This window comes from Naasia sp., assembly GCF_025465545.1.
Classification (GTDB): Bacteria; Actinomycetota; Actinomycetes; order Actinomycetales; family Microbacteriaceae; genus Naasia.
Genome location: NZ_JAODMK010000031.1, coordinates 16,437 through 30,175 on the forward strand (window position 1 = coordinate 16,437; position 13,739 = coordinate 30,175).

The 13,739-nt window shown below is 69.1% G+C and carries 16 protein-coding genes; all 16 read left to right on the forward strand.

All coding sequences use genetic code 11. From position 1 onward, the window contains the following. The first annotated feature begins 87 nt into the window (after nt 1-87). Nucleotides 88-834 carry a flagellar type III secretion system pore protein FliP gene (gene fliP, locus JWR33_RS08740; protein WP_297411160.1) on the forward strand — a complete coding sequence of 249 codons (747 nt, stop codon included), beginning with the start codon at nt 88-90 and terminating at the stop codon, nt 832-834. 3 nt (nt 835-837) lie between these two features. Then, nucleotides 838-1,113 carry a flagellar biosynthesis protein FliQ gene (gene fliQ / locus JWR33_RS08745; RefSeq protein ID WP_297411132.1) on the forward strand — a complete coding sequence of 92 codons (276 nt, stop codon included), beginning with the start codon at nt 838-840 and terminating at the stop codon, nt 1,111-1,113. Continuing rightward, entirely contained in the window at nt 1,113-1,871 is a 759-nt protein-coding gene (locus JWR33_RS08750; RefSeq protein WP_297411134.1) for a flagellar biosynthetic protein FliR, read from the forward strand. The genes fliQ and JWR33_RS08750 overlap by 1 nt, the downstream gene beginning before the upstream one ends. After that, nucleotides 1,872-2,954 carry an EscU/YscU/HrcU family type III secretion system export apparatus switch protein gene (locus JWR33_RS08755; RefSeq protein ID WP_297411136.1) on the forward strand — a complete coding sequence of 361 codons (1,083 nt, stop codon included), beginning with the start codon at nt 1,872-1,874 and terminating at the stop codon, nt 2,952-2,954. 13 nt (nt 2,955-2,967) lie between these two features. After that, entirely contained in the window at nt 2,968-5,016 is a 2,049-nt protein-coding gene (locus JWR33_RS08760) for a flagellar biosynthesis protein FlhA (protein WP_297411138.1), read from the forward strand. Further along, the gene (locus JWR33_RS08765) at nt 4,991-6,007 is read left to right on the forward strand and encodes a hypothetical protein (RefSeq protein ID WP_297411139.1); all 1,017 of its coding nucleotides are present in this window, start codon (nt 4,991-4,993) and stop codon (nt 6,005-6,007) included. The genes JWR33_RS08760 and JWR33_RS08765 overlap by 26 nt, the downstream gene beginning before the upstream one ends. A gap of 9 nt (nt 6,008-6,016) precedes the next feature. Further along, the gene (gene csrA, locus JWR33_RS08770; protein WP_297411141.1) at nt 6,017-6,334 is read left to right on the forward strand and encodes a carbon storage regulator CsrA; all 318 of its coding nucleotides are present in this window, start codon (nt 6,017-6,019) and stop codon (nt 6,332-6,334) included. A 9-nt stretch (nt 6,335-6,343) separates the two neighbouring features. Then, a complete protein-coding gene (locus JWR33_RS08775) occupies nt 6,344-6,835 on the forward strand; it encodes a DUF6121 family protein (RefSeq protein ID WP_297411143.1) in 492 nt (163 codons plus the stop codon). Between the two features lie 310 nt (nt 6,836-7,145). Continuing rightward, nucleotides 7,146-7,520, forward strand: a complete 375-nt coding sequence (rpsL, locus tag JWR33_RS08780) for a 30S ribosomal protein S12 (protein ID WP_136428023.1) — start codon at nt 7,146-7,148, stop codon at nt 7,518-7,520. Continuing rightward, complete coding sequence (rpsG, locus tag JWR33_RS08785) at nt 7,520-7,990, forward strand: 30S ribosomal protein S7 (protein WP_297411148.1); 471 nt, start codon at nt 7,520-7,522, stop codon at nt 7,988-7,990. Before rpsL ends, rpsG begins: the two co-directional genes overlap by 1 nt. A 170-nt stretch (nt 7,991-8,160) precedes the next feature. Beyond that, nucleotides 8,161-10,275 (forward strand): elongation factor G, encoded by a 2,115-nt coding sequence (gene fusA, locus JWR33_RS08790; protein ID WP_297411150.1) that lies wholly within the window; start codon nt 8,161-8,163, stop codon nt 10,273-10,275. 161 nt (nt 10,276-10,436) lie between these two features. After that, a complete protein-coding gene (tuf, locus tag JWR33_RS08795; protein ID WP_297411153.1) occupies nt 10,437-11,630 on the forward strand; it encodes an elongation factor Tu in 1,194 nt (397 codons plus the stop codon). 121 nt (nt 11,631-11,751) lie between these two features. Next, entirely contained in the window at nt 11,752-12,057 is a 306-nt protein-coding gene (gene rpsJ / locus JWR33_RS08800) for a 30S ribosomal protein S10 (protein ID WP_012950483.1), read from the forward strand. A gap of 15 nt (nt 12,058-12,072) precedes the next feature. Continuing rightward, a complete protein-coding gene (gene rplC, locus JWR33_RS08805) occupies nt 12,073-12,738 on the forward strand; it encodes a 50S ribosomal protein L3 (protein ID WP_297411156.1) in 666 nt (221 codons plus the stop codon). 71 nt (nt 12,739-12,809) lie between these two features. Further along, a complete protein-coding gene (rplD, locus tag JWR33_RS08810; protein WP_297411162.1) occupies nt 12,810-13,520 on the forward strand; it encodes a 50S ribosomal protein L4 in 711 nt (236 codons plus the stop codon). Next, nucleotides 13,517-13,739, forward strand: a 223-nt coding sequence (rplW, locus tag JWR33_RS08815; RefSeq protein ID WP_297411157.1) for a 50S ribosomal protein L23, incomplete at its 3' end; no start/stop codon positions are given. The genes rplD and rplW, both read left to right, overlap by 4 nt.

The following is a 13,739-nucleotide window of genomic DNA, read 5'->3' on the forward strand; positions in this document are numbered from 1 at the left end:
CGGGTTCCCCAGCGCGCAGGAGGGCGGCACGGCGCTCGCCGTGCCGTGCTGCTGGGGGGCGCCGTGCTGCTCGGCACGGCCCTCGCAGTGCTGATCCCCGAACTGGCCTCCGCCGCCACGATGACGCCGATCGCGCCGACCCCGCCGGTCGTCCCCACACCCACCCCGGGCGACATCTCGATCCAGATCAACGGCCCCGACAGCGCCCCGTCGACATCGATCCTCGTCCTGCTCGGCATCACCCTGCTCTCGGTGGCGCCGGCGCTGCTGCTGATGATGTCGTCGTTCACCAAGATCTTCGTCGTGCTCGCGATGACGCGCAACGCGATCGGCCTCAACAGCATTCCGCCGAACCAGGTGCTCGCGGGCCTCGCGCTCTTCCTGTCCCTGTTCATCATGTGGCCGGTGCTCGCCCAGGTGAACACGGTCGCGCTCGAGCCCTACCTGGCGGGCACCATGGACTTCGGCCACGCGGTCGACGCGGCACTGGGGCCCCTGCGCGAGTTCATGCTGGCCCACGTGCGCGAGGAGGACATCGCTCTGATGACCCGGGCGGCCGGGCAGGCGAACCCGGCGAACGCCGAGGCGGTGCCGATCGTGACCCTCATCCCGGCATTCATGATCTCCGAGCTGCGCGCGGCGTTCATCATCGGCCTGGTGATCTTCGTGCCGTTCCTCGTGATCGACCTCGTCGTCTCGTCCGGGCTGATGGCGATGGGCATGATGATGCTCCCGCCGACGATGATCGCGCTGCCGTTCAAGATCCTGCTCTTCATCCTGGTCGACGGCTGGGGCCTCATCATCACCTCCCTCGTGCAGAGCTACAGGACGTAGGGCGTGAACCAGAACGCGGTCATCGACATCGCCATGCAGGCGCTTCTGCTTGCGGCCAAGCTCAGCGCGCCCATGCTCATCACCTCGCTCGTGGTGGGCTTCGCCATCTCCGTGTTCCAGTCGATCACGCAGATCCAGGAGGTGACCCTCTCGTTCGTGCCGAAGGCGATCGCGGTCGCCGTCGCCCTGCTCGTCTGCGGACACTGGATGATCAGCGAATCGGTCGGCTTCACCAACGGGCTGTTCGCGCTCCTGCCGAAGCTGCTGAACGGCGGCTGATGAATCTGGCGATCGACATGGCGTGGGTCGAGTCGAGCCTCCTCGCCGGGGTCAGGATGGTCGCCTTCCTGGTGATCGCGCCGCCGTTCTCCTACAACGGCTTCCCGCTCAGGATCAAGGGGATGCTCGCCGTGGCGCTCTCGCTGGTCGTCGCGCCGCGGGTGAGTCAGGGCTACACGTCCCTCGACACGGGACCGTTCCTGTTCGCGCTCGTGTCGCAGCTTCTCGTGGGCGCGCTGCTCGGCTTCTTCGTGTTCCTCGTCTTCTCGGCGGTGCAGTCCGCGGGCGGCCTGATCGACCTGTTCGGCGGCTTCCAGCTCGCGCAGGCGTTCGACCCGCAGTCGCTCGTCAACGGCGCCCAGTTCACGCGGCTGATGCACCTGATCGCACTCGCCCTGCTCTTCACGAGCGGCGGGGATGCGCTGATCATCGGCGGCCTGGTGCGCACGTTCGACGCCCTCCCCGTTACCGGGATGCTGGACATGTCGGATCCCGCAGGCCAGCTCGTCGGCGGGGTCAGCCAGATGTTCCTGGCCTCCGTGCAGATCGCGGGGCCGCTCATCGTTGTGCTGTTCCTCGCCGACGTCGGGCTCGCCCTGCTCACCCGGGTGGCACCCCAGATGAACGCCTTCGCGATGGGCTATCCGCTCAAGGTCCTCGTCACGCTGCTCGTCGCGGGCGTGGTCTTCCTCGCCCTGCCGCGGGTGGTCGGCTCGCTCGTCGACGACGCACTCGGGCTGATGGGGGTGGTGAGCTAGGTGTCGGACTCCTCCGAGCGCACCGAACGGGCGACCGACAAGCGGATGAAGGACGTCCGCAAGAAGGGCCAGCTCTCCTCCTCGCGCGACCTCACGGGCTGGATCAGCGTCGGCGCGGCCGCCCTCGCCGCGCCCCTGACGATGAGCGCCGCCGCGGACGCGACCACAGGGATGGTCGCCGGCTTCCGGGCCCTCATCGCCAGGCCGGAGGCGCTGCTCGCCCTCGACTGGTTCGGCAACGCGCTCACCCAGATCATTCCGGTGATGACGCCCATGTTCGCCGCCGCGGTCGTCGGCGCGCTGGTCGGGTCCGTGATGCAGGGCGGCGTCCACGTGAAGCAGCTGCAGTTCAGTGGCGAGCACTTCCATCTGCTGAACGGCCTGAAGCGGATCTTCGGCACCCAGGCGCTCTGGGAGGGCGTCAAGGCGCTGCTGAAGACGGCCGTGCTCGGCATCGTGCTCGCGATGTCGATCCAGGGGCTCGTGCCCGTGCTGATGAATGCGGGCGGCCTGCCCGTCTCGAGCCTGCTGGACACGGCGTCGGGCGCGGTCGTCGCGCTCGCCCAGGCGGCCATCTTCGCCGGCATCGGGCTCGCGGTGCTCGACCTCTTCGTGGTGATGAAGCGCAACCGCAAGCACACCATGATGACCAAGCGCGAGGTGCGCGACGAGTCGAAGAACTCCGAGGGCGACCCGCTCGTGAAGGGCCAGCGCCGCAGCAGGCAGCTGGCCATGTCGCGCAACCGGATGATCGCCGCGGTCGGCACCGCGGACGTCGTGCTGCTGAACCCCACCCACGTCGCCGTGGCCCTGAAGTACGAGCCCGGCAGGTCCGCCCCCCGGGTCGTCGCGAAGGGGTCCGGGGAGGTGGCCGCCAAGATCCGCGAGCGCGCCGCCGCCGCGCGGGTGCCGATGGTGCAGGACATCCCCCTCGCCCGCGCCCTGCATGCGGCGTGCGAGGTGGGGCACGAGATCCCCGTCGAGCTCTACGGCGCGGTCGCACGGGTGCTCGCATTCGTGATGAACCTGAAGTCGCGCGGCGCGTCGCTGGGCGTGCATCGCCTCGTCGGCACTGCGGCATGAGACAAATGACTCGATGAAGAAGACGCTGACGGCCCTGGCAGTGCCCGTGGGGGTCGTCGGGATCATCATGCTGCTCGTCGTGCCGGTCGCGACCTGGCTCCTCGACCTGCTGATCACCGTGAACATCCTGTTCGCGCTCGTGATCCTGCTGACCACCATGTTCGTGCGCAAGCCGCTGGACTTCTCGATCTTCCCCTCGCTGCTGCTGGTGGCCACCCTGTTCCGGCTGGGTCTCAACGTGGCCTCCACGCGACTGGTGCTCGGCGACGGGTACGCGGGCCAGGTGATCGCGGCGTTCGGCCATGTGGCGGTCGGCGGCTCGCTGATCATCGGCGCGGTCGTCTTCCTCATCCTCGTGGTCATCCAGTTCGTGGTGGTGACCAAGGGCGCCGAGCGCGTGGCCGAGGTGGGCGCCCGCTTCACCCTCGACGCCATGCCCGGCAAGCAGATGGCGATCGACGCGGACCTCAACTCGGGGCTGATCACCGAGCAGGAGGCGCGCGCGCGGCGCGCGGAGGTGTCCGCCGAGGCGGACTTCTACGGCGCGATGGACGGTGCGTCGAAGTTCGTCAAGGGCGACGCGATCGCCGGGATCATCATCATCATCATCAACCTCGTCGGCGGCATCGCGATCGGCATGCTGCAGCACGGTCAGTCGATCGAGGACGCGATCAGCACCTACAGCCTGCTGACGATCGGCGACGGCCTGGTCACCCAGGTGCCGGCGCTCCTGATGGCCGTCTCGACCGGCATGATCGTCACCCGCTCCGGCGCCGACTCCGACATGGGGTCGACCGCCTCCGCGCAGCTCGCCCAGTCGCGACTCGCCCTGATGATCGCCGGCGGCGCCGCGATCGCGATGGCCTTCATCCCGGGCATGCCGGTCATCCCCTTCCTCCTGGTGGGCGTCACCCTCCTCGTGGTCGCCGCGCGAGTGAAGGCGGCCCAGAAGGCGAAGGACGCCGCCGCGGTCGCGGAGGCCGCAGCCGCCAACGCCGCGCCCGCAGAGAGCACCGAGGACCTCGTCGAGCAGATGCGCGTGCACGCGCTCGAGATCCAGCTGGCGGCGGACCTCGTGGACCTCGTCTCCGGCGTCAGCGACGATCTCCTCGCCCGGGTGCGCTCGCTGCGCAGGCGGATCGCCATGGAGCTCGGGATCGTGGTGCCGCCCGTCCGCACGCGGGACAGCATCGACCTCCCGCCCTCGACCTACGTGATCCGGGTGGCGGGCGTCGAAGTGGGCCGGGGGATGGCCCCCGCCGGGCGGGTGCTCGCTCTCGGCGACTCGCTGGACTCGCTGCCGGGCACGCCCACCGTCGAGCCGGTCTTCGGCCTGGCCGGCAAGTGGGTGCCCGCGGAGATGCGGCACAGCGCCGAGCTGGCCGGCGCGACCGTCATCGACCGCGGCTCCGTGGTGATCACGCACCTGTCCTCCCTCATCACGGACAACGCCGCCCGCCTGCTGAGCCGCGAAGACGTCCGCGTGCTCACCGAGGGCGTCAAGCAGATCAGCCCAGCGGTCGTCGACGAGCTGATCCCCAACCTGCTCACGCTCGCCGAGGTGCACCGGGTGCTGCAGGGGTTGCTCGCCGAGCGCGTGCCGATCAACGACCTCGCCCGGATCTACGAGGCGCTCAGCCTGCGCGCACGGGTGTCCACCGACCCTGAGGGCCTCGTCGAGGCCGCCAGGCAGGCACTGGGCCCGGCGCTCGTCGCGCCGCACCTCGATGACCGCACCCTGCGGGTGATCATGATCGACCCGCCGCTCGAGCAGTCGATGCTCGAGTCCCTGCGGCCCTCGGAGATCGGCACCCAGGTGCTCTTCGACGCTAACCGGCTCGAGGCGGTCGTGAACTCCCTGCGCTTGGCAGTCCAGGCCGCCGAGGTGCGCGGCTGGGCTCCTGTGCTCGTCTGCGCCCCGGCGCTCCGGCCCGCGGTCCGGCGCCTGGTGGCCCCGCAGACCGGCGGCCTCCCGGTGCTCTCCTACTCCGAGGTGACCTCGGCCGACGCCGCAATCGAGACGGTCGGAGTGGTCCGTGCCTTCGATCCGATTCCGGCTTGACAGCCCGACCACCCGCGGTCTGGCCGAGCGGGTGCGGGCGGAATACGGCCCCGACGCCCGGGTCGTGGACACCGAGGAGTCGCTCGTCGGCGGGCTGGGAGGCTTCTTCGCGCGTCGGGTGATCGACGTCACGGTGGAGATCCCCGATCCCGCCGTGCCGGCGGGCGTGCACGACTTCCCGACTGCGGAGCGCGTGGGGCTCGCCCGGCTCCTGGACGACGCCGAGCAGGAGGAGGCCGGGTTGACCCGCCTCGAGCCTCCCGTGTCGACCGAGAGCCTCGACTTCGCGCAGGTGCTCGGCACGCTTCGCGCCGGCGTGGGGGCGCCGCCAGCGCCGGTCGCGCCGTCGCCCGTTCCCACCGACGCCCGTGGCGGAACTCCCCGCCACTACGAGGCCGTCCCCCTGCACGCGCCGTTCGCCGACCTCCCGTCCCGCGAGGCGCCCGCGGCGCCGCGCACTCTGCCCGCGGCGTGGTCGGCCGTGCCCCTCCCGGCCCACGCAGGCGTTTCGGGGATGCGGCGGGCGCCGGAGCTGCTCAGGGGCCCCGGGGACCTCATCCTCCTCGCCGGACTCGGCGATGACTCGGTCGCGGTCGCGAACGCGCTGGCCCGCCGGGCCGGCCGCGCCTACGTCTGCGACGGGGGAGCGGTGGGCGGCAACACCCGGCGACGGGTCGAGGACCGCCGCACCGCGCTCGCCGCGCGCGCTTACGGCGTGCAGAGCGGATCCCCGGTGCTGGTCGCCTATGGCCTCGGCGACGGCGATCCGGACGACCCGCGCATCTCCGCCATCAAGATGCTCGGCCCGGACCAGCTGTGGGTCGTCGTCGATGCGTCGCGCAAGATCGCCGACACGGCGCGCTGGGTGAACGCGGTGCGCGCTCGAGGGGACGTCGCCGCAATGGCCACCATCGCAGGCCGCCGAACCTCCAGCCCCGATTCCGTGCGCGAGCTCGGCCTGCCCGAGGGCTGGTCGGACCGGGTGGGATAGGCTGGGCCGATGCTGGTCCTGACGCGCAAGAAGGGCGAGCGCGTGATGATCGGGGACGACATCGTCATCACGGTGATCGACATCCGGGGCGACGGCATCCGGATCGGCTTCGACGCTCCCCGGGGAGTGTCGATCCAGCGCGCGGAGGTCCTCTCCGCCGTGTCTGCGGCGAACACCGAGGCGGCCTCGATCGGCGCCGCCGAGGGCGTCCGGCTCGTCGATCTGCTCACCAAGCCTCCTGTGCCGTCCGACACGGCGGCGGCCGTCCCTGCCGCGACGGATCCTGCCGTGACCGCCGCTGCCGTGACCGGCACCCCCGAGAAGTGACGACCGGCCATGGCGGCCGATCGGCCTGAACGCCGCCCCGTCAACGCCCCCCTCCTCGCCGCCTTCACCGCAGCGGGCTGGGCGGCGGTCGTGGTGGCCGCGTTCGGCATCCTCAGCCTCCTGCTCGACCTCGACGTCATCCCCCAGTCCGACGCCGGCCCCCTGCTCGGGCCGGCCATGGTCGTCGGGGCAGCAGTCGTGCTCGCCCTGCTGGTGATCCGCATCATCCGGACCGAACAGCCGGCCGGCCTCAGCTTCGTCGGCGCCACGGCGGCGGTGTATCTCGCGCTGCTCGTGCTCGGCGCGATCGGCTACACGCTGCTCCGCGCGCAGGTCATCTGGCTCCTCGTCTTCCCGCTCACCTATGCGGTCAGTCCCTTCATCGTCGCGGCCGCGCTGCTCGCGGGCATCGCGGCCCTGGTGGGCCGCTCGATGGGTGCCCGCCAGGCGAAGGGAAGGCCGCGTCCGCGCTGGCCTTGGGAGGATCCCTCGGACGAGTGAGGACCGAGGTAGTCTGGGACGGCGTCGCACGACCCGGGCAGCCGGTCTGCGCGGCGCGCCGCAGCGGCCCCGGTCAGGTTGACCGGGGCGAAGGCGGAGGCTAATATTTTCCGGGTGTGTGCCCGATGGGTCACACTCTCCGATCTCCGGCGACGCTGGGCAGCACATCCCGATCCCTCGGGTGCAGCCCCCACCGCCACACCACCAGCGATATGAGTTTCATCTGTATTGCCGGTTGTCCAGAGATGCCCGGGCGCGCCGAGGTGCGCCGGGCAGAGCTACCGAGCAGTACGACAACGAGGAGCAATCAGTGCCAACGATCCAGCAGTTGGTCCGCAAGGGGCGCACGAGCAAGGTCGTGAAGACCAAGGCTCCCGCGCTCAAGGCGAACCCGCAGCAGCGCGGCGTGTGCACCCGTGTGTACACGACCACGCCCAAGAAGCCGAACTCCGCCCTCCGCAAGGTCGCGCGCGTGAAGCTGTCCAACGGCACCGAGGTGACGGCCTACATCCCCGGTGAGGGCCACAACCTCCAGGAGCACTCCATGGTGCTCGTCCGTGGCGGCCGCGTGAAGGACCTCCCCGGTGTGCGCTACAAGATCGTCCGCGGCGCGCTCGACACGCAGGCCGTGAAGAACCGCAAGCAGGCTCGCAGCCGGTACGGCGCGAAGATGGAGAAGAAGTAATGCCCCGCAAGGGTCCCGCCCCGAAGCGTCCCGTCATCGCCGACCCGGTGTACGGCGCCCCTGTCGTCAGCCAGCTGGTCAACAAGATCCTGCTCGACGGCAAGAAGGGCCTCTCCGAGCGCATCGTCTACGGCGCGCTCGAGGGCGTCACGGCGAAGAACGGCCAGGACGCCGTCGCCACGCTCAAGAAGGCGCTCGACAATGTCCGCCCGGCCATCGAGGTCAAGTCCCGCCGCGTCGGTGGCTCGACCTACCAGGTCCCGGTCGACGTCAAGCCGCACCGTGCCAACACCCTCGCCCTGCGCTGGCTCACCACCTACGCCAAGGCCCGCCGCGAGAAGACGATGACCGAGCGTCTCCAGAACGAGATCCTCGACGCCTCGAACGGGCTGGGAGCCGCGGTCAAGCGCCGCGAGGACACCCACAAGATGGCCGAGTCGAACAAGGCCTTCGCCCACTACCGCTGGTAGCAGGAAGGGGCGGCGCATCGCGCCGCCCCTTCCTCGGCCCGCGGATCCCATTCCCCGCGCCGATGCCCCGGTGATCGAGCAGCTCGCGCGCGAGCGTCTCGGCATCGGGCTGGCCCGCCGGATGCGGTCGGCCACAAGCCAACCCTCAATTTCAAGACGAAGGAATCACCGTGGCACAGGACGTGCTCACCGACCTGAACAAGGTCCGCAACATCGGCATCATGGCGCACATCGATGCCGGCAAGACGACCACCACCGAGCGCATCCTGTTCTACACGGGCCTCACCCACAAGATCGGTGAGGTGCACGACGGCGCAGCGACGATGGACTGGATGGCGCAGGAGCAGGAGCGCGGCATCACGATCACCTCCGCGGCCATCACCTGCTTCTGGGCGAACAACCAGATCAACATCATCGACACCCCCGGGCACGTCGACTTCACGGTCGAGGTGGAGCGCTCGCTCCGCGTGCTCGACGGCGCGGTCGCCGTGTTCGACGGCAAGGAGGGCGTCGAGCCCCAGTCCGAGACGGTGTGGCGCCAGGCGGACAAGTACAACGTCCCGCGCATCTGCTTCGTCAACAAGATGGACAAGCTCGGCGCGGACTTCTACTTCACCGTCGAGACGATCATCAAGCGGCTCGGCGCGAAGCCCCTCGTCATGCAGCTCCCGATCGGCGCCGAGAGCGGCTTCGTCGGCGTCATCGACCTCGTCTACATGCGGGCCCTCGTCTGGCCGGGTGACTCCAAGGGTGACGTCACCCTCGGCGCCTCCTACGAGATCCAGGAGATCCCCGCCGATCTCCTCGAGCGCGCCAATGAGTATCGGCACAAGCTGGTGGAGACGGTCGCCGAGACCGACGACGCGCTGCTCGAGAAGTACTTCGGCGGCGAGGACCTGACCCCCGAGGAGATCAAGGGCGCGGTCCGCAAGCTGACCGTCGCCAGCGAGATCTACCCGGTCTTCTGCGGCTCCGCCTTCAAGAACCGCGGCGTGCAGCCCATGCTCGACGCGGTGGTCGACTACCTCCCCTCGCCGCTCGACGTGCCCGCCATCCAGGGCCACGACGTGCGCGACGAGGAGAAGATCATCGAGCGTCACGCCGACGCCAGCGAGCCGTTCTCCGCGCTCGCCTTCAAGGTCGCCGTGCACCCGTTCTTCGGACGGCTCACCTATGTCCGCGTGTACTCCGGCTCCGTCGAGAGCGGCGCCGCGGTGGTCAACTCCACCAAGGACAAGAAGGAGCGCATCGGGAAGATCTTCCAGATGGCGGCCAACAAGGAGATCCCCGTCGAGAGGATGGGCGCCGGCCACATCTACGCGGTCATCGGCCTGAAGGACACCACCACCGGTGACACCCTGAGCGACCCGACGAACCGCGTCGTGCTCGAGTCGATGACCTTCCCCGACCCGGTGATCGAGGTCGCGATCGAGCCCAAGACCAAGGCCGACCAGGAGAAGCTCGGCACGGCCATCCAGAAGCTGGCCGAAGAGGACCCCACGTTCCGCACCGAGCAGAACCAGGAGACCGGCCAGACCATCATCAAGGGCATGGGCGAGCTCCACCTCGACATCCTCGTGGACCGCATGAAGCGCGAGTTCAAGGTCGAGGCGAACGTCGGCAAGCCGCAGGTGGCGTACCGCGAGACCCTTCGCAAGAAGATCGACAAGTACGACTACACGCACAAGAAGCAGACCGGTGGCTCCGGCCAGTTCGCGAAGGTGCAGATCTCCCTCGAGCCGATGGAGGTCACCCCGGAGACGACCTACGAGTTCAAGAACGCGGTCAGCGGTGGTCGCATCCCCCGGGAGTACATCCCGTCGGTGGACGCGGGCATCCAGGACGCGATGCAGGTGGGTGTCCTCGCGGGCTACCCCACGGTGGGCGTCCGGGCGATCCTCCTCGACGGAGCGGCGCACGACGTCGACTCGTCCGAGATGGCGTTCAAGATCGCCGGCTCGATGGCCTACAAGGAGGCCGCGCGCCGCGCCGATCCCGCTCTGCTCGAGCCGATCATGGACGTCGAGGTGCGCACGCCCGAGGAGTACATGGGCGACGTCATCGGCGACATCAACTCCCGGCGGGGTCAGATCGTCTCGATGGAGGACGCCACCGGCGTCAAGGTCATCCGCGCGAACGTTCCCCTCTCGGAGATGTTCGGCTACGTGGGCGATCTGCGCAGCCGCACGTCCGGCCGCGCCGTCTACTCGATGACGTTCGCCAGCTATGCGGAGGTCCCCCGGGCCGTCGCGGACGAGATCATCCAGAAGAACAAGGGCGACTGAGCGCCCTGCCGGGGTCCGGCCGATACCCGCGAGAAGGCGGCATCGGCCGGGTCCCCCCGGTGATTGCTCGGTAAGATAACCAACCAAATCCCTGTATCCTCTCTGGGTCGCAGCCTGCGATCCGGATGGCTGCACGAGAACGTCCTTAAGGAGGACACACAGTGGCCAAGGCCAAGTTCGAGCGCACCAAGCCGCACGTCAACATCGGAACGATCGGTCACGTCGACCACGGCAAGACCACGCTCACCGCGGCGATCTCCAAGGTCCTGGCGGACAAGTACCCGTCCGCGACCAACAAGCAGCGCGACTTCGCGTCGATCGACTCCGCTCCCGAGGAGCGCCAGCGCGGCATCACGATCAACATCTCGCACGTCGAGTACGAGACGCCCAAGCGTCACTACGCGCACGTCGACGCTCCCGGTCACGCCGACTACATCAAGAACATGATCACCGGTGCTGCCCAGATGGACGGCGCGATCCTCGTGGTCGCGGCGACCGACGGCCCGATGGCCCAGACGCGTGAGCACGTGCTGCTCGCCAAGCAGGTCGGCGTGCCGTACCTGCTCGTCGCCCTCAACAAGGCCGACATGGTCGACGACGAGGAGATCCTGGAGCTCGTCGAGCTCGAGGTTCGCGAGCTCCTGGCCAGCCAGGGCTTCGACGGCGACAACGCTCCCGTGATCCGCGTCTCCGGACTGCAGGCGCTCGAGGGCGACGAGAAGTGGACCCAGAGCATCCTCGAGCTGATGGAGGCCGTCGACGAGTCCGTCCCGGACCCCGTGCGCGACAAGGACAAGCCCTTCCTCATGCCGATCGAGGACGTCTTCACGATCACCGGCCGTGGCACCGTCGTCACGGGCCGCGCCGAGCGTGGAACGCTGAAGATCAACGCCGAGGTCGAGATCGTCGGCATCCGCCCGACGCAGAAGACCACGGTCACGGGCATCGAGATGTTCCACAAGCAGCTCGACGAGGCGTGGGCCGGCGAGAACTGCGGTCTGCTGCTCCGCGGCACCAAGCGTGAGGACGTCGAGCGCGGCCAGGTCGTCGTGAAGCCGGGGTCCATCACCCCGCACACGAACTTCGAGGGCTCGGTCTACATCCTCTCGAAGGACGAGGGCGGCCGGCACACGCCGTTCTTCAACAACTACCGTCCCCAGTTCTACTTCCGGACGACGGACGTGACCGGCGTGGTGACCCTGCCCGCCGGCACCGAGATGGTCATGCCCGGCGACAACACCGAGATGACGGTCGAGCTGATCCAGCCGATCGCCATGGAGGAGGGCCTGAAGTTCGCCATCCGCGAGGGTGGCCGGACCGTCGGCGCAGGCCGGGTCGTCAAGATCCTCAAGTGAGTCCCGCGGTGGGCGGCGGCCTGACGGTCGCCGCCCACCGCCCCGGGTCCAACCCGGGACCCCCGGTCAACCGACCCAGCTCGACCCCAGAACACCCGATCGGCAGGAGCGAAGACAGGCGATGGCGGGACAGAAGATCCGCATCCGACTGAAGGCCTACGACCACGAGGCGATCGATGCCTCGGCGCGGCGCATCGTGGAAACGGTGACGAAGACCGGAGCGCGCGTCGTCGGCCCGGTGCCGCTGCCGACGGAGAAGAACGTGTACTGCGTGATCCGTTCGCCGCACAAGTACAAGGACTCGCGCGAGCACTTCGAGATGCGCACCCACAAGCGGCTCATCGACATCCTCGACCCGACCCCGAAGACGGTCGACGCGCTCATGCGCATCGACCTGCCGGCGTCGGTCGACGTCAACATCCAGTAAGGGCTGTTTTCAGACATGGCGAGCACATTCCGTGGTCTCCTCGGCGAGAAGCTGGGGATGACCCAGGTCTTCGACGAGAACAACCGCATCGTGCCGGTGACCGTCGTCAAGGCGGGTCCGTGCGTGGTCACTCAGGTGCGCACCCCCGAGGTCGACGGCTACTCGGCCGTCCAGCTCGGGTTCGGCGCGATCGACCCCCGCAAGGTGAACAAGCCCGAGGGCGGGCACTTCGCCAAGGCGGGCGTCACGCCGCGTCGGCACCTGGTCGAGCTGCGCACGTCGGACGCCGGCGACTTCACGGTGGGCCAGGAGCTGACCGCTGAGGTCCTCTCCGACGTGACCAAGGTCGACGTCACCGGCACCAGCAAGGGCAAGGGCACCGCGGGTGTCATGAAGCGTCACGGGTTCAAGGGCCTGGGCGCAGGGCACGGCGTGCAGCGCAAGCACCGTTCCCCGGGTTCGATCGGTGGCTGCGCCACCCCGGGCCGGGTCTTCAAGGGCATGCGCATGGCCGGCCGGATGGGCGCGGTCACCACGACCACGCTGTCGCTGAAGGTGCACGCGGTGGACACCGAGAGGGGCCTCGTGCTGATCAAGGGTGCCGTTCCCGGCCCGCGCGGGGGGCTGCTGCTCGTCCGCTCCGCGGTCAAGGGCGGTCCCGTGGGGAGTGACGCCAAGTGACCTCATCGACCAGTGAGCGCGCCGACCGTCAGGTCGACGTCCGCACCCCGGCCGGGTCGACCGCCGGCAGCGTGACGCTGCCCGGCGAGCTGTTCGACGCTCCGGCCAACGTGTCGCTGCTGCACCAGGTGGTCGTGGCCCAGCTGGCCGCGGCCCGCCAGGGCACGCACTCGACCAAGACCCGCGGCGAGGTCCGCGGTGGTGGCGTCAAGCCCTACCGCCAGAAGGGCACCGGCCGCGCCCGTCAGGGCTCGATCCGCGCGCCGCAGTTCAATGGTGGTGGCATCGTCCACGGCCCGCAGCCGCGCAACTACGAGCAGAAGACCCCGAAGAAGATGAAGGCCGCCGCCCTGCGCGGTGCCCTCTCCGATCGGGCCCGCGAGGACCGTGTGCACGTGGTCTCCGCGTTCGTCGAGGGCGACGCCCCGTCGACCAAGGCCGCGCTCAAGGTCCTGGACGGCATCAGCTCCGCCAAGCGGGTGCTGATCGTCCTCGACCGCGACGACGTCCTCAACTGGATCAGCCTGCGCAACGTGCCGCGGGTGCACCTGATCGAGGCCGGCCAGCTCAACACCTACGACGTGCTCGTCGCCGACGAGGTGGTCTTCACCGAGACCGCGCTGGCCGAGTACATCGAGGGCCCGGCCAGGGGCAAGGGCGTCGAGATCGAGAAGCCCGACCTGACGACGCCGGACATCCCGGGCGCGATCCCGTCGATGGAGCCTGTCGAGGGCACCACCGATCTGGACCTCGCCACTGATGACACTGAGGAGAAGGCATGACCGTCCGCGACCCCCGGGACGTCCTGCTGTCCCCGGTCATCTCGGAGAAGAGCTACGGCCTCCTGGACGAGAACAAGTACACGTTCATCGTCCGGCCCGACGCCAACAAGACCCAGATCAAGATCGCTGTGCAGCAGGTCTTCAACGTGAAGGTCCTCGCCGTCAACACGATCAACCGTCAGGGGAAGAGGAAGCGCTCGAAGGGCGCTGTGATGGGGA

What these genes read in the sequence shown, in the direction of transcription:
- JWR33_RS08750 (WP_297411134.1), top strand. Translation starts at nt 1,113, where the DNA reads ATGAATCTGGCGATCGACATGGCGTGGGTCGAGTCGAGCCTCCTCGCC.
- JWR33_RS08760 (WP_297411138.1), top strand. Translation starts at nt 2,968, where the DNA reads ATGAAGAAGACGCTGACGGCCCTGGCAGTGCCCGTGGGGGTCGTCGGG.
- csrA (WP_297411141.1), top strand. Translation starts at nt 6,017, where the DNA reads ATGCTGGTCCTGACGCGCAAGAAGGGCGAGCGCGTGATGATCGGGGAC.
- JWR33_RS08775 (WP_297411143.1), top strand. Translation starts at nt 6,344, where the DNA reads ATGGCGGCCGATCGGCCTGAACGCCGCCCCGTCAACGCCCCCCTCCTC.
- rpsG (WP_297411148.1), top strand. Translation starts at nt 7,520, where the DNA reads ATGCCCCGCAAGGGTCCCGCCCCGAAGCGTCCCGTCATCGCCGACCCG.
- rpsJ (WP_012950483.1), top strand. Translation starts at nt 11,752, where the DNA reads ATGGCGGGACAGAAGATCCGCATCCGACTGAAGGCCTACGACCACGAG.
- rplC (WP_297411156.1), top strand. Translation starts at nt 12,073, where the DNA reads ATGGCGAGCACATTCCGTGGTCTCCTCGGCGAGAAGCTGGGGATGACC.